Annotated in this window: 17 protein-coding genes; 10 read left to right on the forward strand and 7 right to left on the reverse strand. The window is 46.4% G+C overall.

The genetic code is table 11. From position 1 onward, the window contains the following. Positions 1-2: 2 nt before the first annotated feature. Complete coding sequence (locus tag FBF61_RS23690) at positions 3-527, reverse strand: peptide-methionine (S)-S-oxide reductase (protein WP_138481976.1); 525 nt, start codon at positions 525-527, stop codon at positions 3-5. A 107-nt stretch (positions 528-634) separates the two neighbouring features. Here FBF61_RS23690 and FBF61_RS23695 point away from each other — a divergent pair, with 107 nt between their 5' ends. Together FBF61_RS23695 and FBF61_RS23700 are read left to right on the forward strand one after the other, a co-directional pair. Beyond that, a complete protein-coding gene (locus tag FBF61_RS23695; RefSeq protein ID WP_138481978.1) occupies positions 635-1,441 on the forward strand; it encodes an SDR family NAD(P)-dependent oxidoreductase in 807 nt (268 codons plus the stop codon). Positions 1,442-1,453: 12 nt separating this feature from the next. Then, on the forward strand, positions 1,454-2,365 hold the full coding sequence (locus FBF61_RS23700) for a helix-turn-helix domain-containing protein (protein ID WP_138481980.1): 912 nt from the start codon (positions 1,454-1,456) through the stop codon (positions 2,363-2,365). Between the two features lie 663 nt (positions 2,366-3,028). Here FBF61_RS23700 and FBF61_RS23705 read toward each other — a convergent pair. From FBF61_RS23705 to FBF61_RS23715, 3 genes are all read right to left on the reverse strand, one after another. Further along, a complete protein-coding gene (locus FBF61_RS23705; RefSeq protein ID WP_138481982.1) occupies positions 3,029-3,598 on the reverse strand; it encodes a Crp/Fnr family transcriptional regulator in 570 nt (189 codons plus the stop codon). A 19-nt stretch (positions 3,599-3,617) separates the two neighbouring features. Next, positions 3,618-4,430 (reverse strand): oxidoreductase, encoded by an 813-nt coding sequence (locus tag FBF61_RS23710; RefSeq protein WP_138481984.1) that lies wholly within the window; start codon positions 4,428-4,430, stop codon positions 3,618-3,620. A 635-nt stretch (positions 4,431-5,065) separates the two neighbouring features. Then, positions 5,066-5,440: a hypothetical protein gene (locus FBF61_RS23715; RefSeq protein ID WP_166444596.1), complete on the reverse strand. Its 375-nt coding sequence runs from the start codon at positions 5,438-5,440 to the stop codon at positions 5,066-5,068. A gap of 162 nt (positions 5,441-5,602) precedes the next feature. On the opposite strand from FBF61_RS23715, the gene FBF61_RS23720 reads away from it, so the two are divergent. The 8 genes from FBF61_RS23720 to FBF61_RS23750 all read left to right on the forward strand — a co-directional run bounded on the left by FBF61_RS23720 (position 5,603) and on the right by FBF61_RS23750 (position 13,880). Continuing rightward, positions 5,603-5,929, forward strand: a complete 327-nt coding sequence (locus FBF61_RS23720; protein ID WP_138481988.1) for a DUF6660 family protein — start codon at positions 5,603-5,605, stop codon at positions 5,927-5,929. A 90-nt stretch (positions 5,930-6,019) separates the two neighbouring features. Next, positions 6,020-10,339, forward strand: a complete 4,320-nt coding sequence (locus FBF61_RS23725) for a CusA/CzcA family heavy metal efflux RND transporter (protein ID WP_138481990.1) — start codon at positions 6,020-6,022, stop codon at positions 10,337-10,339. A gap of 3 nt (positions 10,340-10,342) precedes the next feature. Then, positions 10,343-11,617, forward strand: coding sequence for an efflux RND transporter periplasmic adaptor subunit (locus FBF61_RS23730; protein ID WP_138481992.1), 1,275 nt, complete (start codon positions 10,343-10,345; stop codon positions 11,615-11,617). Then, on the forward strand, positions 11,617-11,961 hold the full coding sequence (locus tag FBF61_RS35135; protein WP_229215184.1) for a hypothetical protein: 345 nt from the start codon (positions 11,617-11,619) through the stop codon (positions 11,959-11,961). The genes FBF61_RS23730 and FBF61_RS35135 overlap by 1 nt, the downstream gene beginning before the upstream one ends. A 26-nt stretch (positions 11,962-11,987) precedes the next feature. Further along, positions 11,988-12,119 (forward strand): helix-turn-helix domain-containing protein, encoded by a 132-nt coding sequence (locus tag FBF61_RS35140; RefSeq protein WP_229215185.1) that lies wholly within the window; start codon positions 11,988-11,990, stop codon positions 12,117-12,119. Positions 12,120-12,189: 70 nt separating this feature from the next. After that, positions 12,190-12,543: a hypothetical protein gene (locus FBF61_RS23740; RefSeq protein ID WP_138481994.1), complete on the forward strand. Its 354-nt coding sequence runs from the start codon at positions 12,190-12,192 to the stop codon at positions 12,541-12,543. Then, positions 12,543-12,962, forward strand: a complete 420-nt coding sequence (locus FBF61_RS23745; protein ID WP_138481996.1) for a PIN domain-containing protein — start codon at positions 12,543-12,545, stop codon at positions 12,960-12,962. The genes FBF61_RS23740 and FBF61_RS23745 overlap by 1 nt, the downstream gene beginning before the upstream one ends. A gap of 63 nt (positions 12,963-13,025) precedes the next feature. Next, positions 13,026-13,880 carry a HEPN domain-containing protein gene (locus tag FBF61_RS23750; RefSeq protein ID WP_138481998.1) on the forward strand — a complete coding sequence of 285 codons (855 nt, stop codon included), beginning with the start codon at positions 13,026-13,028 and terminating at the stop codon, positions 13,878-13,880. Between the two features lie 82 nt (positions 13,881-13,962). On the opposite strand, the gene FBF61_RS23755 is transcribed toward FBF61_RS23750, so the two are convergent. Genes FBF61_RS23755 through FBF61_RS23765 form a run of 3 tightly spaced genes read right to left on the reverse strand, consistent with a single transcriptional unit; the run spans position 13,963 to position 19,697 of the window. After that, positions 13,963-15,366, reverse strand: a complete 1,404-nt coding sequence (locus tag FBF61_RS23755) for an efflux transporter outer membrane subunit (RefSeq protein WP_138482000.1) — start codon at positions 15,364-15,366, stop codon at positions 13,963-13,965. A gap of 5 nt (positions 15,367-15,371) precedes the next feature. Next, on the reverse strand, positions 15,372-18,533 hold the full coding sequence (locus tag FBF61_RS23760) for an efflux RND transporter permease subunit (RefSeq protein ID WP_138482002.1): 3,162 nt from the start codon (positions 18,531-18,533) through the stop codon (positions 15,372-15,374). A 21-nt stretch (positions 18,534-18,554) separates the two neighbouring features. Continuing rightward, positions 18,555-19,697: an efflux RND transporter periplasmic adaptor subunit gene (locus tag FBF61_RS23765; protein ID WP_138482004.1), complete on the reverse strand. Its 1,143-nt coding sequence runs from the start codon at positions 19,695-19,697 to the stop codon at positions 18,555-18,557. Between the last annotated feature and the right edge of the window lie 2 nt (positions 19,698-19,699).

The following is a 19,699-nucleotide window of genomic DNA, read 5'->3' on the forward strand; positions in this document are numbered from 1 at the left end:
ATCTACAACCTTTGCCGCTCCGAAGATTTCAACTTCTCCTCATCCACATGACTTGAAAACTGCTTCAATAGAATCTTCAATTTTGGGTCAATGAACGTTTTGCAAAACGGCTTGTCGGGGTTTTTATAGTAGTAATCCAGATATTGCTGATCGTTCAACTTGAAGGTCTTGAACGGAATCACTTTTGAAATGATTGGATCTTCAAACTCCTTTTGCAATATCTCAATAGCCTGCTTTGCTGGGATTACCTGATAGTCATTGAAAGTATAAACCGCGGATCTGTATTTAGATCGCATCGTATGTTCGGAAGTGCTGCTGTGCGTGTAAAGGTGGATTGCAATTAGGTTTTCAAGGGAAATCGCATCGGGGTCAAATTCGACAATCACTGCTTCCGAGAATTCAGAAAAATTGCCGTCCGGCTTGATCCAGCCCTGACTTACGTTGACCACGCCCTTTAAGGATTGAAATATTGCTTCGGTACACCAATGGCAGCTCCCTCCTAAACCAATTTTGTCTGTCTTTAACATATACACTTCACAATGCCTGATTATTGAACACAACAAACCGACTTTTGATTACAAGTGGTTGAGCGGCAGCAAGCGTCCTTTGTATTATCATTTAATGCAGAGAAAAAATGAATTATACATTGATAACAGGGGCTTCGGGTGGAATCGGTGAAGCTTTGGCAATAAAGCTGGCTAAGAAAAAGCATAGCCTTATTCTTGTGGCGCGCAACGCAGAGAAGCTCTCCAAGCTTAGTAAACATTTACAGGAAACATACGGAGTGCGGGCAACTTACATTGCAGCAGACATGACTAAACAGGATGCGCCATTTCAAATTTTTCAAGAAACCGAAAAACAAAATTGGGAGATCGAAATGCTTATCAACAATGCAGGAATTGGATCGGGTGGCGAGTTTGCAACATTGAATTTGCAATCAGAACTGGATCTGATACAACTTAATAATACTTCCCTGGTAGCGATGACGCATCTTTTCATGCAGCCTATGCGTGAGCGAAAACGTGGCACAATCGTCAATGTCGCATCGATGGCAGCCTTCGCTCCGGTACCTTACATGGCGACTTATGCGGCAAGCAAAGTTTTTGTCCGCTCCTTTACCGAGGCGATAACCGAGGAATGTAAACCATACAATATTGAGGTTATGCTGTTTGCGCCGGGACTGACAAAAACCAATTTTAATGAAGCTGCGGGCATCAATAATAAAAAAGGAGTCGGATTAAACTCAGATTATCAAACAGCTGTCACTCAAACGCCGGAAGAAGTGGCAGATGAATTATTGAAAGCTTTGGAGACAAAAAAACATTTCCAGGTATCCGGAAGCAGAAACCGGATCGGCGCACGGTTGACTACCTTATTGCCGAATGCGATGATCGCCCGATTTATGGCCAATTCCTATCGGAAAAAATCAGGTTTGATTTAGCTAACTTGTACGATGGAAACGACAACAACAGTTCACATTCAGTCGATCAGCCAGCTGCACCAACTCTTGCAGCTGCCGAAGCCCAGGCATCCGCTGGTGAGCCTGACGAGGTTCGAGGATTTCCCTGAGATCAAAATTGAACAGCGGACAAGGCTTATTACGGAGTTCTATCAAGTGACTTTGAAGAAAGAATGTCCGTGCAAAATACAATACGGCCAAAGTATGTTCGATTTTGATGAGGGCGTAATGTCTTGCTTTGCACCCAGGCAAGTAAGCTTTATCGAGAAGGATTTCGCTTTTGCAAAAGCTGGCTGGCAGCTGTCCATTCATCCGGATTTCCTTCGTAACTCGGCTCTGGTTGGCAAGATTAAGTCTTACGGATATTTCGATTATGCAGTCAATGAAGCTCTCATCCTTTCAGATGACGAACAAAAGACGGTGGAAAACATCTTCCTCCAACTGCAAAAGGAATTATCGCTGCCGACTGACAATTTCAGTCAGGAAGTATGGATTGCCAACATTGAGCTCATGCTGACTTACTGCGACCGATACTACAACAGACAGTTTATCACCCGTAAAACAATCAGCAACGAACTTCTGAATAAAGTTGAGAGAATCTTGAACAATTACTTTGATTCCGATCAGCTCAACAATGGTTTACCCACGGCGCAATTTCTGGCCGAGGAATTACATTTGTCTTCCAAGTATCTGAGCGATTGCCTGAAACAGCTCACCGGGAGCACTACCCAACATTTGATCCACGAAAAGCTGATCGAACGTGCTAAAGAGCGATTATCGACTACGCATCTATCTGTTAGTGAAATTGCCTATGCATTAGGTTTCGATTATCCGCAATCGTTTAGCAAGCTTTTCAAAACGAAGACACGGCAAACACCGCTGCAATTCCGGGCGGGCTATAACTAGGAACTTTACCGGGTATTTCGTCTGATCATGCTCAGGGAGGAATTGTGTGAAAAAAACGAGAAAAAAGAAAGCCTTTCTAGCAGTGGCCCTCTATCAGCCAAAAGGAAATGGAATAAGTGCCCATCGGGCTGGCGGTTTAACTTTTCACCTCCTCTGCGATGGAAGAAGCCGCCATTATGCCGTAAGCTTTTGGCAGCTTCTCGTAGTCTTAGCAAATAGGGCCACTTATTTAGCTGCCCTTTTGCCGAGTTTGTTTGTCAGACTTTAATTACCGGAATTAATGCAATCAAAATTTTTCTAAAAGATAGAATTTATTAAATTTGATAGGTCCGTTGCCAATCAAAACATCAAGGTGAGCAATTCGAGAGCAGGCAAAAATTAGCTTTTTAAGATATTGATTCAGAGAAGATTACAAAAAAGTTCGAATCTCTTCCTCTCTGCGAGTATCAATTACAAAAAGCATTAAAAGCCTGTAAATCATACATTTACAGGCTTTTTTGTTTTTTGGATTTAGTCAAAATATGCAAATATTCGCCATATCTAGGTGAGCATCGGGTGAGCAGTTTGAAACTGGAAAACTGCCAATCCGCATTAGAAGATGAGCAGACCGATATTATGATGAAAAAGTATTAAGATCGATACTGCGCCGCATTTTACTAGTATTCAACGAATACTTCTCCGTATCCTGCTCAACGAGGATTGTGTGATTCCCAGATATGAAGCCAGATAAGACAACGGAATGCGATTTGCAAGATTAGGGAATTTTTCCAGGAATGAAAGATACCGTTCTTTCGCATCTTCCGACATCATCGGGCTGATTTTGTTCACTTTATCTGCCAAACCTTTGGCAGTTATCTTAGAGATGATATTATCCCATTCTATGATCGTCATCGACAACTCTCTCATTGCATTCCTTGACAGAACAAAGTATGAACAATCTGTAACAGCCTGAATATATTCGGTAGATGGGATCTCTTGGTTGTAGCTGTTTATATCTGCCAGAAAACGATTCTCTTCCATGAAATACTTAGTGATTTCTTCCCCCTTGTTATTGTAATAACAAATTCTCATGATCCCATTTACCAGAAAAATAATCTCACGGGGTATTCTCCCTGCCTCCTGGAAGTATTCGTCTTTTTTGATTTCCTTAAACACAACCTTGCTTTTGACTAAATCAATTTGGGTCGGGTTCAAATTGCCGAACTGTAATAAGTAACTGATGAGTGCTTCCATTGCAACAATTTCATTGGGGTTAATTCATTTTGCTCATTACCATTTTGTCAAATTGTTTATCCGACAAAATTTTCCTAAAAAACAGCATCACTTTTGCCCCTGAAGCACCGGCGTATCTCGTTTTCGGAGTCTTTGCTTCGATCCCTTCTTTGATAAGCTTCGCAATGACGATCGGCTCGGCAGCATCTTTTTCGATTTTCGCATACATTTTGCTTACCGCTTTGGCCAATTGACCGTACGACGTCTCACCAGAAACTTTCATCAAATAATCAGTTCCAAGCCCGATCATCTCTGATTTTGTACCTCCCGGCTCAATCACAATGACGTCAATTCCGAAAGACTTCACTTCTTTACGAAGTGCATCGCTCAATCCTTCAATGGCAAATTTACTGGCATGATACCACCCGCCCATTGGCAAAGTTACTTTACCGCCCACCGACGATATGTTCACGATTTTACCAAAATTGTTTTTTCGCATGGTCGGCAACACCAATTGGATCAGTCGCGCCACGCCGAAAACATTTACTTCCATCTGATATTTTGCATCCGATATCGACATGTCTTCCAATGCACCATAATAGCCTGAGCCCGCATTGTTTACCAGGATATCTATACTTCCGGCTTCGCCTAATATTTGCGTGACACATTTGGCTAGACTTTCTTCGCTAGTGACATCCAAAGAAATCGGTTTTATTCCATATCCCTTCAAATCCTCCATCTTTTTAATTCTGCGCGCGGCACCATATACATTGTAGCCATTTTGCGCCAAATATATCGCCGTTGCTTTTCCAATTCCTGCCGAGGCTCCTGTAACTAAGACTGTCTTTCCCATTTTTTTCGTTTTTGATGTTCAACAGGTCAAAGGTGCAGCATGTAAAAGTGGGATTATTTGTCATTTGGCAAAAAGCGAATATTCCCCGCCACCCCGATCTTTGCGGCCATAAGCGCGGTGGAGTCGGTCCGGCGACGCGCAGTCCGCCGATGCGCAGCCGGCCAGACAAAAAGCTTATAGTGCCGTAAATAGTGAAATGGTAATTGCCAATTGACAAATGGGAAGGAGAATCGTGCAAGAAGAGCAGCATCCGGATCGCTGCATTGATCTCGGCGGGAACACCGGACTTTTTAAAGGGGAAAGGGTGTCAAAAGGCTGTATTCCCAATTATCTGCGAGAGCTCATAGCAATTGAAAGCAACAAACGGAACCTATAGTTGGAATCCTTCAATGATGAAAAGTCCCAAACTGATCATGACCAGTCTGAGACTTTGCTGAAAATTAATTTACAGGCCAATACATCATGTGGTTTTGGACGAAGTGAACTTCTGTCTTTTTCGGAGCTTCATGGTGACGCATGATTCGGTACTTGTCAAAACTGGTTTCCGAGCAACCGCGTCCTTATGTGTCAGAGCTCAGCAAAATACATTGCCGCGCCCGTCCACTGCCTGCACCATATTTCAGGAAGGTCCTCCATCACTTCTTTGCCTGCCTGACAGCCGTAATCGGAAAATCCCCGTATTGCGATCCTATCATTCCAGTGAGTGTGTCGCCTTTTTGCACGAAACTGTATTTGAATACCCCGTTCTGGTTTTCTGTCGTAAAAGTGACTTTATCCTGATCGACGGTCAATCCCTGCATCTCATTCTTTTCAGCAGCCTCTACGTATCCGACGGTCTTGTTTTCCTTTTGCTCAAAAACCAAAAATCCCGATTCGTATTCAGGCGGAACATCACTGATCAGGTATTTCCAGGTACCAACCAGGTCGTCGGCTGTAATTGCTTTCCGTGCAGCCATCGAGCACAAACTGACTGCGATAAAGGTTAGAAGGATGTAGTGTTTTGTTTTCATGTCGATTGCGAAGTTTAAGTTTGAAAGATCAGCTACTTAGTCGGAAATTATAAATAAATATCGGGATTTTCATCAGCCATCCAACGATGTGCGCCCTGGATGCAGGCAGTAAATTTTCTTTTTGCCTACCTGTTGCACGTTCCTATGCCGTAAATTCGCTTCATGAAATTATCGCTGATCGTATTGGCTTTCTATATCGGGTTCCTGTCCTGCTTTCCCTGCCAGGATACCCCTGCTCATAAAGCGGATAGCGTCGTTTCCGGTGCGGTTATTGCACACGACGACGTACATCAGAATGGTACAGCTGCCGATATTTGTTCCCCTTTCTGCGCTTGCTCTTGCTGCGCAACTGTGAACATTCCACCAATGATCTTCGGCTATGTACTTCCCTCACCTTTGCTGGCCAGCCCGGAGAAATCCTTCGAATACAAAGCTTCATTTGACCAAAGTAATGCCGGATTGATCTGGCAGCCGCCGCGTTTGGTGTAACCCCATTCCGTTTTTCAGTTTGGTCTTTTCTGTCGGCTATTGCATAGCCGGTGAAAGACTATATCTGCACACTTTTCATGTTACATTCAAATGCTGGATAGAATCATTCATTTTTCGATCCGCAACAAGCTTATCGTGGGCATTTTTACGCTCGGGCTGGTTGTGTGGGGGCTTTGGAGTGCGTCGAACATCCCTGTCGACGCAGTGCCCGATATTACCAATAATCAAGTACAAGTGATCACGTTGACGCCGACCCTGGCTGCCCAGGAAACCGAGCAGCTGGTGACGTATCCCATAGAACAAAGCCTGGCAAACCTGCCCGACCTTGTTGAAATGCGGTCCATTTCCCGTTTCGGGCTATCCGTGATCACCGTCGTTTTTGAAGACGATATCGATATATATTTCGCCAGGCAGCTTATTAACGAAAAGCTGAAAGAGGCCGAGGAGAAAATCCCAAAAGGCCTCGGAACGCCGGAACTTGCTCCTGTCAGTACAGGTCTTGGGGAAGTTTACCAGTATGTTATCCACCCAAAAAAGGGTTCTGAAAACAAATACTCAGCCATGGACCTGCGCACGATGCAGGACTGGATAGTCGCCCGCCAGCTCTACGGCACCAAGGGCGTTGCCGAGGTGAACAGTTTTGGCGGGCTGCTCAAACAATACGAAGTAGCTGTAAATCCGCAAAGGCTGAAAGGCATGAATGTCACCATTGCCGATATTTTCACCGCCCTGGCAAAAAACAATGAAAATACCGGAGGTGCCTATATTGATAAAAAGCCAAATGCCTACTTCATCCGGGGTATCGGACTGGTTTCGTCGCTCGATGACATCAGGACTATTGTGGTTAAAAACGTAAATGGTATTCCCGTTCTGGTTCGCGACGTCGCCGATGTACGTTTAGGCAGCGCCGTTCGCTATGGATCGGTGACCTACAACGGAGAAAAAGAGGTAGTGGGAGGTATTGTCATGATGCTGAAAGGCTCAAACAGTGCCGCAGTTGTTGAGCGGGTAAAAACGAAAATGGCCACCATTCAAAAATCGCTTCCCGCCGATGTGGAAGTGGAAGCTTATCTGGACCGGACCGAGCTGGTTGAACGCGCCATCAATACCGTAAAAACCAACCTGATCGAAGGAGCATTGATCGTCGTTTTTGTACTTGTGTTGTTCCTGGGGAACCTGCGCGCCGGTCTGATCGTCGCTTCCGCCATCCCGCTTGCCATGCTTTTTGCGCTCGGCATGATGAATACCTTTGGCGTCTCGGCTAACCTGATGAGCCTTGGTGCGATTGATTTCGGATTGATTGTGGATGGGGCAGTCATCATTGTCGAAGCGGTGCTCCATCATTTGGCATTACGAAAAACCACTGAAAAACTAACCCAGGATCAGATGGACCAGGAGGTGTTTGATTCGGCTTCCAAGATCCGGAGCAGCGCTGCCTTTGGTGAGATCATCATCATGATCGTTTACATTCCAATCCTCTCTCTCGTAGGTATCGAAGGCAAAATGTTCAGGCCGATGGCAGAAACCGTTTCCTTTGCGATCCTCGGTGCTTTAATCCTGTCGATGACATACATTCCCATGATGGCTGCACTCGTTTTGCCCAAGACGGTCTCTCACAAAAAGACACTTTCCGACAAATTGATGGACCGCATACAGGCAGCTTATCTGCCTGTCCTTATGTGGGCGATTCGTTTCAGGATAACGATTGTGTCGGCTGCAATAGCCGTTTTCGCCATTACGATTTTCTTTTTTTCAAGAATGGGCGGTGAGTTCATCCCGCAGCTCGAAGAGGGTGATTTTGCATTCCATTGTATCCTTCCCCAGGGAACCTCATTATCCCAAAGCGTGGAAACTTCCATGCAGGCCAGCAGGATCATCAAGTCGTTCCCCGAGGTAAAAATGGTGGTGGGGAAAACAGGCAGCGCAGAAGTCCCAACCGATCCCATGCCGCCGGAAGCCACCGATCTGATAGTGGTCCTCAAACCAAAGGACCAATGGACAACAACGAAGAATTATACCGAGCTCGCCAGTATGATCCAGGAAAAGCTCGAAGTGATCCCTGGGGTGTTTTTCGAGGCTAACCAACCGATCCAAATGCGTTTTAACGAGCTGATGACCGGTGTCCGACAGGATGTTGCCATCAAGGTGTTCGGAGAGAATATTGACACCCTGGCCGCCATTGCGCCCAAAGTTGCCGAGGTTGTCCAAAGTGTCCGGGGTGCCACCAGTCCGCAGATCGAGCGAACAACAGGACTTCCGCAGATCACGATCCAGTACGACCGGGCCAAGATCGCAGCGTATGGCATGAACATTGAGGACATCAACCGCTCGGTACGTACAGCCTTTGCAGGGGAAGCCGCAGGCGTAGTATTTGAAAATGAACGCAAATTTGATCTGGTTGTACGCCTCGACAGCGCGAACCGCTCCTCAATCGACGATGTGAGCGATCTGTTTGTGGCTATGGCCGACGGAACACAGATCCCGCTCTCGCAGGTTGCCACCATTTCCTTCAAGGACGGGCCCGCCCAGATCAGTCGTGAAGACGGGAAACGTCGCATTGTAGTCGGCTTCAATGTACGCGGACGCGATGTGCAAAGTGTTGTAACGGATATCCGTACAAAACTGTCGGGGGCAAATCTCTTGCCAACGGGATACTACTATACTTACGGGGGCACATTTGAAAACCTGCAGAAAGCTACCTCCCGGTTACTGATCGCTGTCCCTATTGCCCTTGCACTGATTTTTGTTTTGCTATACTTCACATTCGGCTCCTTCAAAGAGTCTCTTATGATTTATACAGCCATTCCAATGAGTGCGATCGGGGGTGTGTTTGCGTTACAGCTGAGGGGCATGCCATTCAGTATTTCCGCGGGCGTAGGTTTCATTGCCCTGTTTGGTGTGGCCGTGTTAAATGGTATTGTTTTGATCAGTACTTTTAATCAGCTAAAAAAAAGCGGTGTAGAAGAGCTCATGACACGGGTCGTAGAAGGCACCAAGATGCGGCTCAGGCCCGTACTGATGACCGCGACGGTTGCTTCCCTTGGTTTTGTTCCGATGGCTTTTTCGACCGGAGCCGGCGGCGAAGTGCAAAAACCTCTGGCAACTGTGGTAATCGGCGGGCTGGTGACCGCTACTTTCCTGACACTTGTCGTATTGCCGCTACTCTATATTCTGTTTGAAAAACGAAACGGAAAAATATCAGGTGCCGCCGCAGCAATACTTGTTTCACTTGTCAGCACTGGCGGAAATGTTGACGCGCAGGATCGCCAGTTCCCTGATCAGCGTGTGCGGATCGGGCAGCTTCTGGACGCCGGCAAAACCAACCTGGAACTGGAAGTAAACCGGAAAGAGATCATACAAGGCGAATATCAGGTCAAATCAGCCGGTCTGATCCCAAAGACAGGCGTTTTTGCCGAAAATGAGGATCTCAGGCCCACTGATGGTAAAGGTATTCTTAAAATAGGTTTGTCCCAGAGCCTTCCGTGGCCAGGACTTTACAAAGCGCAAAAGAACCTTTACCGGCAGCAGCTGGAAGCAACGAAAGCAAGTGGCGTAATAATCGGAACAAATCTCAGGAAAGAAGTCCGCTCGGTGTACTACCAGCTTTGGTATCTGCAGGAGAGAGGAAAGTTGTTTCAAAGTCTGGACAGCATATATACTGAACTGAACCGAACTACGGCGTTGCGTGTACGGACTGGAGATACACCCGGGCTGGACAGTATTGCCGCCAGCGCCCGGTCCCGCGAACTAAAAGCCTTCATGGCTCAGACGACAACAGATATCCGAATGCAGCAGCGGCTATTGATGCAGCTACTCAATGTTGAGCAACGGTATCTGCCACCCGACAGCGCGTTACAGAAGCTGCCATTGCCCGACGGTATGCAGCAGGGATCTCACCCGGTCATTGAACTTCAGAAAAGGAATGTGGAAATCGCCGGCGCAGGTGTTTCGGTGGCCCGAAATGAAAATAAGCCTGATTTTTCCGGCCGATTCTTTTCACAGCGTCTCTATGGACTCAGCGATCCTTTTACAGGATTTTCGGTGAGTGCCGCTTTTCCAATCCTGGGGTCCGGCTCTTATCGTAACCGGGTGAAGGCCGCAAAAGCGGAAGTGGATGTGCAGCAAAGTCAGCTTGCATACAGCGAGCGGCTCTACCAAACCCAATTGGCACAGGCACAGCAGGAGGTTGAAAAAAACATGGCCATGCTGACCTACTATGAAACCACAGGGATCGCCCAGGCAGCAGAAATCATCAAATCATCCACTCTTGCCTACAAACAGGGCGAGATCAGTTTTGCCGAATTGTCGCAGTTTTTGACACAGGCGATAGACATCCGGCGCAATTACCTGGACAACATGAATGCCTACAACCAGTCGGTGATCCAATTCAATTATTTTCTGAATCGATAAACAATGAAAAAGCTATTAATTATAACGAGTCTCCTGGTATGGCTGTACCTGATGACTTCCTGCAGAGGGGGAAAACAAGATGAGCAGAAAACCGACGAGCCCGCCGGAGAAGGTGGTCATGATGCGCATGAAAATCCTGGCACTGCGAGCCTGACCTCTGAGCAGATCAAGAGCATTGGCGTAGCAATCGGGAGCATAGAAGAGAAAGAGCTGACGGCCGTGCTCAAAGCAAACGGAACATTGAAAGTCCCTAATCAGAACAGGGCGACCGTCAATACGCTTTACAGCGGTGTGATACAGACGTTACGCACCCAACCCGGCGACAAGGTAGCCAGGGGCCAGGTTATTGCAACAATTGCCAACCCGGATTTTATGCGGTCGCAGGAAGAGTATGTCGCCACAAATGACCGGATTGCATTGGCAGAGCTTGAATACAACCGCCAGAAAGAACTGTCAGCCGGAAATGCCGGAGCATTGAAAAACTTCCAGGCTGCGACAACCGAACTGAAAATGCTGCAAACCCGCCGCAATCTGCTGGCCCAGCAGATCCGTTTGATGGGGATCGATCCTGCGGTGCTTAGCGACGGAAAGTTGATTACAACATTGTCGGTAAAAAGTCCGATATCCGGAGTGATAAGCAATGTCAGCGCCCAGATAGGCAGCTACGCGGACCTGACCACCCCCATAGCTGAGATCGTTGACAACAGTCAGCTTCACCTGGATTTGTTTGTATACGAAAAAGACCTGCCCAAAATCCGCGAAAATCAGGTGATACATTTCACCTTAACCAACGCTCCCGGTAAGGAATATGATGCTCAGATCTTCTCTCTCGGCTCTTCCTTTGAAGGAGAAAGTAAAGCGGTTTCAGTGCATGCTAAGGTATTGGGCAATAAGTCAGGCCTGATCGACGGCATGAATATCACTGCCGCCGTGAGCCTGGAAAAGGCCAAAGTTCCGGCTGTTCCCTCAGAAGCAATTGTCAACGTTCAGGGGCAGGATTACATTTTCATTGTTACAGATCCGTACAAGGAAGGAAATACTGCCGCACGGCCAGACCATCCGGAGGGTGAGCAACATGACCACAAAAAAGGCGAAGCTATAAACGAAGGCCCCGGCCTCACTTTTGAAAAGATACCTGTTGCAAAGGGAACAACCGATATCGGCTACACAGAGATCACATTGCTGAAATCCATCCCACAAAACGCCCAGGTAGTGGTCAAAGGAGCCTTTTTTGTCCTTGCCAAAATGAACAATGCAAGTGGCGAGCATGCGCATTGATGAAACACCGGCTGGCGGAATGGTTACCGTCAGCCCCGGGGAAAAATGCTTTCAATCCCCTGGCAAATTCAAAATTTTGTACCTTGTTGCAAACTTTCCAGACAAGCACTATAAAAACTAAAAAAAAGTTGAAAATGCACACATTAGAAGAAGTTCAGGATAAGCATATTGGGAAAATTGGAACACCGCCTCGGGATAAATTTGAATACGAACTTCAAGTGGAGTTAGCGGGTAAACTAACTTCCTTTTCCGACCATCTGGACGATCAATACGGAAAACGGGGAACTACAGAGAGAGAGAGCAATATGAAGAAGAATTTGAAGCCTTCAAGTTGGGAGCTATGATTCAGGAATTGCGAAAAAAGCAAGGCATGACACAGGATCAACTTGCTAACAAATGCGGTACGACAAAAACTTACATATCCCGCATTGAAAACAATGCCAGTGATATTCGGCTTTCCACTTTGATGCGGATTATAAGGGAAGGTTTGGGAGGAATTTGAAGCTCAGCATGACGCATTTTCAGCAGAAACAACAACTGTATCAAACGACAACATCAAACACTATAATTAAATGAAAAAGTTAATTTTCATATCATATGACTTCGGGATGAAGGGCGACTATGAAGGGCTATTTAAATGGCTGGATGAAAACAATGCCGAAGAGCGCGGATACGGAATAGGTATCATCAAAGAATATTCTTACGATAATAAATCTATCAAAACCGATAATGAGTTTTGGGAGTTTGTAAGAGATGAATTGAAAAACAAGGTTAAGTTAGGATCTAATGACCGAATTTACATGATTTGGAACAGTTTAGAATCCAATAAAACAAAAGCTGCATTTTTATTTGGGCGAAGCAAGCAATCTCCATGGGCAGGATATGCGCAAAATAATTTGTTGCAAAATCTTGATTTGGATGTATAATGAAAATAATAATAGATACCTGTTTTTGGATTGCCCTATACAATCCCGAAAAACATATTCAAATTAATGATGATATCAATTTCATTTCCGACTTTATTGAAGACCAGGAAATAATAATTCCTTTTCCCAGTTTGTACGAGTTTTTAAATTCTAAATTTTCCAGAAGAAACGATGCTTTGCATTTTCAAAAGTTACTATCCAAACCCAATTACATAAAAGTAGATGATAGTTCCTATAAAGATGGTGCATTGGATAGTTTTTTTGAAAAAGCTATAAATGAATTTAACGATGTCAGTCTAGTAGATGAAATTATCAAAGAAATCATCTCAGCCAAATCTTTCAAAATTGACTATCTAATATCTTTCGATGATGGGTTGAATAATTATGCGAGGTCAATTGGCGTAAAGACATACAGTTAATCAGTCACCAGATATAGCTATTTCTTAAAAACGCAAAAAATACGAAATCCCCACTACACACCTATGAAAACAACCCTCTCCCACCTCCCCGAAGACAAGCAGGAAGAACTAAAAACACTTACCAAAATCATCGTAGAAAAAGTACCCGCCGAAATGGTTATCCTTTTCGGCAGTCACGCGCGTGGCGATTGGGTGGAGGATTTTCAGGAGCATACTGAATATGTAAGCGATTATGACATTCTCGTCATTACCAAAGACAGGAAATCTGCCAAGGACGGAGAAAAGTGGTGGGGCCTGAACGAAAGAATAAACAGTAATGACGAGCAAACGAGTGTAACCATCATTCATCACGGCATTGGGTTTGTTAATGATAAGATCGAGCGAAATGAATATTTTTTTGTCGATATTTTAAAAGAAGGCATCGTGCTTTTTGATTCGGAAAAATTCAAATTATCCGAGCCGAAAAATATGAATCCCGAAGAAAGACAGAAAAAAGCGAAGGAGCAGTTTGAACCTTGGTTCGATTCTGCAAACAACTTTTTTGAAACTTTTCAATTTCAGTTTGCAAAGAATTGGTTTAAAGACTCCGCTTTTTTACTTCACCAAACAACAGAAAAGTATTATGTCACTATCCTTCTCGTTTTCACCGACTACAAGCCTAAAATTCACGACATAGAGAAATTAGGAAACCAGGTCGAAAAACTTCATTCCGCTTTCGGGATGGTTTTCCCAAAAAATACACCGGAAGAAAAGCGGCTGTTTGAACTCCTGCAAAGAGCATATATCGATTCAAGATATAATATGAATTACAAGATCGAAAAAGGAGAACTGGAATATTTGTCCGAGCGTGTACAATTGCTGAAAGAGTTGACGGAACGGATTTGTAAGGAGCGGATTGAACAGTTTACGAAGGAGTAAGCCAATTCATTAAACAGACAAAAGCATTCGCTAATACAAAAAAAGTGCGGCAACCTGCCTGAAAACAAGTTGCCGCACTTTTTTATTGAGCTCCTCCCCCCAAGGCCCGGTACAGATCGGTGACCGCACTGAGCTTCTCGAGTTGGATACTGATCGCCTCCAGGTCATTTTGCAGCCTGCTGTTCTGGGCTGTGATCACTTCCAGATAAGTGGCCATTCCACTCTTGTATAACTTTTGCGCGTCATCTGTGGCCTTATTGAGCATTGCTGTTTTTTGACGGACGAGTTCGAGGCGGTTGGATGCACCATTGGACCTGGCCATGGCATCAGACACTTCGCCTACTGCTGTCATCAGGGTCTGCTTGAACTGGATCACGGCTTTCTCCTGTTCTATGATGGCTGTTTCATGCGCCGTCCGCAGAGACCTTTTTCTGAAGATAGGCTGCGTGAGGTTCACCGCAATAGTTTTGGCCATCGACCCGGGAAGGTCAAACCATTGATTAAATTTAAAGGAATTAGAACCGATCTGCGGCGTCAGACTAAAAGCCGGGTACATCTGGGCTTTTGCCAGTCCCGTTCTTGCATTGGCATTTACCACTGCATATTCCGATGCCTTCACATCGGGCCGACGGCTCAGCAGCTGCGCGGGCACAGCAGCTGCAAATTGTTCTTCCGGCGTCACTTCCGCCAGGTTGCCGGCGCGGGCTATGCTGTCGGGATAATCTCCGCACAAAATACTCAGCGCATTTTCCTGGACGGCAATGTTCTGCAACGCCAGCGGTACCAGCAGTTCAGCCGTTTTCTTCTGGGCTTCGGCCTGGTTCACTGCCAGCGAAGTTATCTGTCCGGCGTTGTATTGCAGCTGCATCATATATAACGTACTGTCGCTCAGGTCAATGTTCCGCCGGGCAATGATCAGTTGTTCATCCAGGCTGATCAGATTATAATAAGCCTGGGCCACCTGACTGATGATCCGCGTTTTGAGTGCCGAAAGGTTTTCTTTCTGTCCAAAATAATTGGCTATGGCTGCTTCCTTTTGCATTTTGGCCTTTCCCCATATATCGACCTCCCAGGAAAGCTGCAGTGTGGCATCGTAGTTATCCATATACGACGTCCCGACAAACTGCTCGCTTAAAGAACCATTCAATGAGTTTTTGGACAAAAATGCCCGGTTAGCGCCAACCGAAAGATCCAGTGTTGGCAAAAGGCCCTGTCTGGCTTGTTTCACGGCAAGGTCGAGCTGCTCCATGTTTTTCATGGCAATGGCGACATCATTGTTTTTATTTAATGCTTTTTCGATCAGGGTAACCAGTTGCGGTTCTCTGAAAAAAGTCCGCCAGGGCAGCTGAATCGTGTCGGCGGTAACCGCTACTGAGGCACGGAACTGTTGAGGTGCCTGCGGATCGGTACGTGCGTACTTTTTACCGACCGTACATGAAGCCAGCCCCGCGGCCAGCATCAGTACGACAATTATATTTTTATTCATCGATTTCATTGTAGTTCATTTACAGGATGAAGCCTCTTGTGTTTTGTTCCTGATATTTTCTCCTGCAGGTACTGGAACAGCATGTAAAGCAGTGGTATCACGAATATCCCCAGAATGACGCCGCTAAGCATACCCATGGCCGCACCCGTGCTGATAGACCTGTTACCCGATGCCGAACCTCCTGTTGCCACCATCAGCGGGATCATACCCACGATAAAAGCGAGCGAGGTCATGATAATGGGTCGCAAACGCGACTTGGCCCCGTCGATGGCAGATTCCATGATAGAAAGTCCTGCTGCGCGCCGCTGAACGGCAAACTCTACGATCAGGATAGCATTTTTTGCCAACAACCCGACCAGCATAATCAGCCCGACCTGCACGTAAATATTATTATCAAGCCCTATGGCTTTTGTGGCTGCGAAAGAACCGACAATGCCGGTCGGAATAGAAAGCAGTACCGAAAGCGGCAATAAATAACTCTCGAACTGTGCGGCCAGAAGGAAATAAACAAACAACAAACACAATGCGAGAATGAACATGGTCTGGTTTCCTGCCGATTTTTCTTCAAGACTAAGTCCGGTCCATTCGTAACCATAGTCGGAAGGCAGCTTTTCGAACACATTCTTTTCGAGATTCTCCATCATATCACCATTGCTGACGCCCGGTACGGCCACCACCGTAATGTTCAGGGCATTGAAAAGATTGTAGCGGTCCACAGATTCAGGGCCATACACTTTATGTAATTTGATCAGCGTTTTAACCGGCACCATCTGGTTCTGATCATTGCGGACAAATATCTCGTTGAAAGCTTCCTGATCCATTCTGAATATGCCGTCCGCTTTCACATTTACGCGGTAAAATTTACCGAAACGGGTGAAGTTCAAGCTCTGATCACCGGAAAAATAGGTTTGTATCGCACGCATCATTCCGCTCACACTCACTCCCATTTGCTGTGCTTTGTCGTTATCTACCTCCATTTCCAATTGCGGAAAATCGGTACGGAATGTGGTATAGGCAAACTGTACCCCCGGCTGCTGCATGATCTGGCCAATGACCTTGTCGGACATCGCCTTCAGCGTGGTGGCGTCTTTACCGGTTTTATCCTGCAACACTACCTCCGCACCGCTGGTAATACCATAACCTTCCACGGGCGGGCTTCTGAACGCCATGATCGTCCCTTCTTTTACTGTGGAAAACTGAGCACTCATACTGGCCAGGATTGCATCGATATCCTTTTCCGCACCTCTGTCCTTTTTGTCTTTGAGTTTGATAAAGCCCACTCCATACGCGGGACTTGCACTGTTGGACAAAATATTGAAACCCGTGATGATCGAGCTGGTCTGCACCGATTCAAAGCCCGACAGGATCTTCTCCACTTTATCGGCCGCCGCAGTAGTACGGTCAAGGGCTGTTCCGGGAGGCATACTCAAACTGAAAATGATAAATCCATCGTCCTCCATGGGCACGAAGCTCTTTGGCGTGGTCATCATCAGCCAGCCCGCTATACCGATGATCAACACCACCAGACTTGCTCCCAGCCATTTTCTACTGATCAGGAATTTCAATCCCTTGATGTATTTGCCTGTGAGGTTATCAAAGCCCGCATTGAATGCCATGGAGAAACGTTTTCCGAAGCCCTGGCCTGTTGCCTTTTCACCATGTCCCTCCGCATGCGTGTTTTTCAAAAGCAATGCACACAATGCAGGTGTAAGTGTCAATGCATTTACCGCCGAAATGATGATGGCGATAGCCAGGGTATAGGCAAATTGTTTGTAGAAAATCCCCGATGAGCCGGTCATAAACCCGATCGGGATAAACACCGCCGACATCACCAGCGTAATGGAAATAACGGCACCGGTAATCTCGCTCATCGCACTGTGCGTAGCTTCCCTGCCCGACATATTTGAACCTTCCATTTTACTGTGCACGGCTTCGACGACGACAATGGCGTCATCGACCACAATACCGATGGCAAGTACAAGCGCAAAGAGCGTAAGTACATTGATGGTAAAGCCAAAAACCAGCAGAAAGAAGAAAGTACCCACAATGGCGACTGGCACAGCAATAGCCGGAATGATGGTAGAACGGAAATCCTGCAAAAAGATAAATACCACAAGGAATACCAGGATAAAAGCTTCGATCAGCGTCGATTTCACCTGACTGGTCGCTTCATCCAGACGTTCTTTCGTGCTCATCAGGCTGGTATATTTGATACCCGGAGGAAAAGACTTTGAAGCTTTTGCCAGTACATCCTGTACCCCAATCTCAATTTCGTTGGCATTGGAACCGGTTGTCTGCAGGATGGCGACCGTCACGGCATTTTTCCCGTTGGACGTGGTATTTCCGCCATAGTTCAACGAGCCAAACTCAATCCGCGCCACATCTTTCAGCCGGACCAGATCCGTACCGTTTCTTTTTACTACAATGTTTTCGTATTCCGAAACCTGGTTCTTTTTCCCTTTGTAACGCATCACATATTCCAGCGCCGCATCGGATTCCTGTCCCAGTTTTCCGGGGGCGGATTCCAGGCTCTGGTCGGCGATGGCCTGGTTCACATCCGCCGGTATCAGCCCGTAGCTTGCCATTTTTTGAGGATTGAGCCACACGCGCATCGAATAATCCTTTGCGCCGAAAGACTGCGCCTGTCCTACGCCCGGTACCCGTTTGATCTGCGGAACAAGGTTTATATTAACATAATTTTGCAGGAAAAGCTCATCGTATTTACTGTTGTCGGTCGTAAATACATTGAAGATCATGATCATACTGTTCTGCTGCTTGGAGGTGGTGAGTCCCATCTGGATCACCTCCTGCGGAAGTATGGGCGTAGCCTGTTGCACGCGGTTCTGTACGTTCACGGCAGCCTGATCAGGGTTCACACCCTGCTTAAAAATAACAGTTATAGAAAAAGAGCCGTCGTTGCTTGCAGTGGATTTGATGTACCGCATATTCTCCACACCATTGATCTGCTCTTCGAGCGGTGTCACCACCGAGCGTATTACAGCCTCACTGTTACCGCCGGGATAGCTCCCCGAAACCATCACAGTAGGGGGCGAAATGTCGGGAAATCTGGTAACCGGCAGTCGGGTCAGGCCGAGGATACCCAATATGAGCAGCACGACAGAGATCACCGTAGCCGTTACGGGCTTGTCTATTATATTTTTTAACATGATCTGATTTTATCTTTTGGATTATTGGGAAAGGGAGTCGGCAGCAACCGTTTTAGGTGCTACCACCATTCCTTCATTGAGGGCATCGATTCGGTTTACGGCAATTTTGTCGCCCGTTTGTACCCCGGATTTCACCAGATAATTCCTGCCCGATTTGCCGCCAATTTCGATGGGCGTCATCGCTACCTTATTACTGTCGGCTAGCCTGAACACGAAGAATTTATCCTGAATATCTTTTACAGCGGCCATAGGCAGGCTCAGCACGGCATCCAGTTCCCGATGGATCACGATCTTCCCCGAACCTCCGGAGCGTAACAGTTTATCCGGATTAGGGAAAATGGCTTTCATGCTCATGCTTCCGGTAGTACGGTCGATGTTCCCACTGGCGCTTTCCAGCTTACCCTTGTGGGCAAAAGTTGAACCATCAGCCATGATCAGCTCCACCGTTTCGCCCTTGCCCGTATCCGCCTTTTTGAAAGCAATAAAATCGGCCTCGCTCATTGAGAAATAAACAAAAACCGTATTGATATCCGAAAGGGTTGTCAATGGTACTTCGTCGGATGGCATTACAAGGTTTCCTATGCGGTTTGGAATACGACCGATGTAGCCGCTCACCGGTGCTTTGATCAAAGCAAAACCCGCGTTGATCTTGGAAGAACCCAAGGCTGCTTTGGCTTGTGCAACCTGAGCTGTGGCCGCATCGTAGCTTGCCTGTGCGGCACGGAGCTGCATGTCGGATACTACCTTTCCTTCCACCAGCGGGCGGATTTTTTCTATTTCAAGACTCGCGTTGGCCTGTGCTGCCAATGCAGATTTCAAACCCGCATCACTGTTGTTGACCTGTTCATTGAAGACTTCACCTTTGATTTTAAACAGTGATTGCCCTTTTTGAACATAGTCTCCTTCCTTCACGTAGATGCTCTCAAGATATCCGCTTACCTGCGCTTTCACGTCTACATTCACGCTTCCTTCTATGGCACCCGGATAGCTGGTTTCTACCGATGCATTGCCACTATTCAAAGTAATGAAATCCGTTTCCTGAGGCGGCATTTCGCCATATCCGCCATTATCTGCCTTTGTACCACAGGATGTAAATACGGCAGCTGCCGATAAAAGGTACAATCCGGCAAGCAATTGCTTTGCTTTATAATTTGGCTTAAACATTA

It is taken from the genome of Dyadobacter bucti (assembly GCF_005869225.1).
Lineage (GTDB): Bacteria > Bacteroidota > Bacteroidia > Cytophagales > Spirosomataceae > Dyadobacter > Dyadobacter bucti.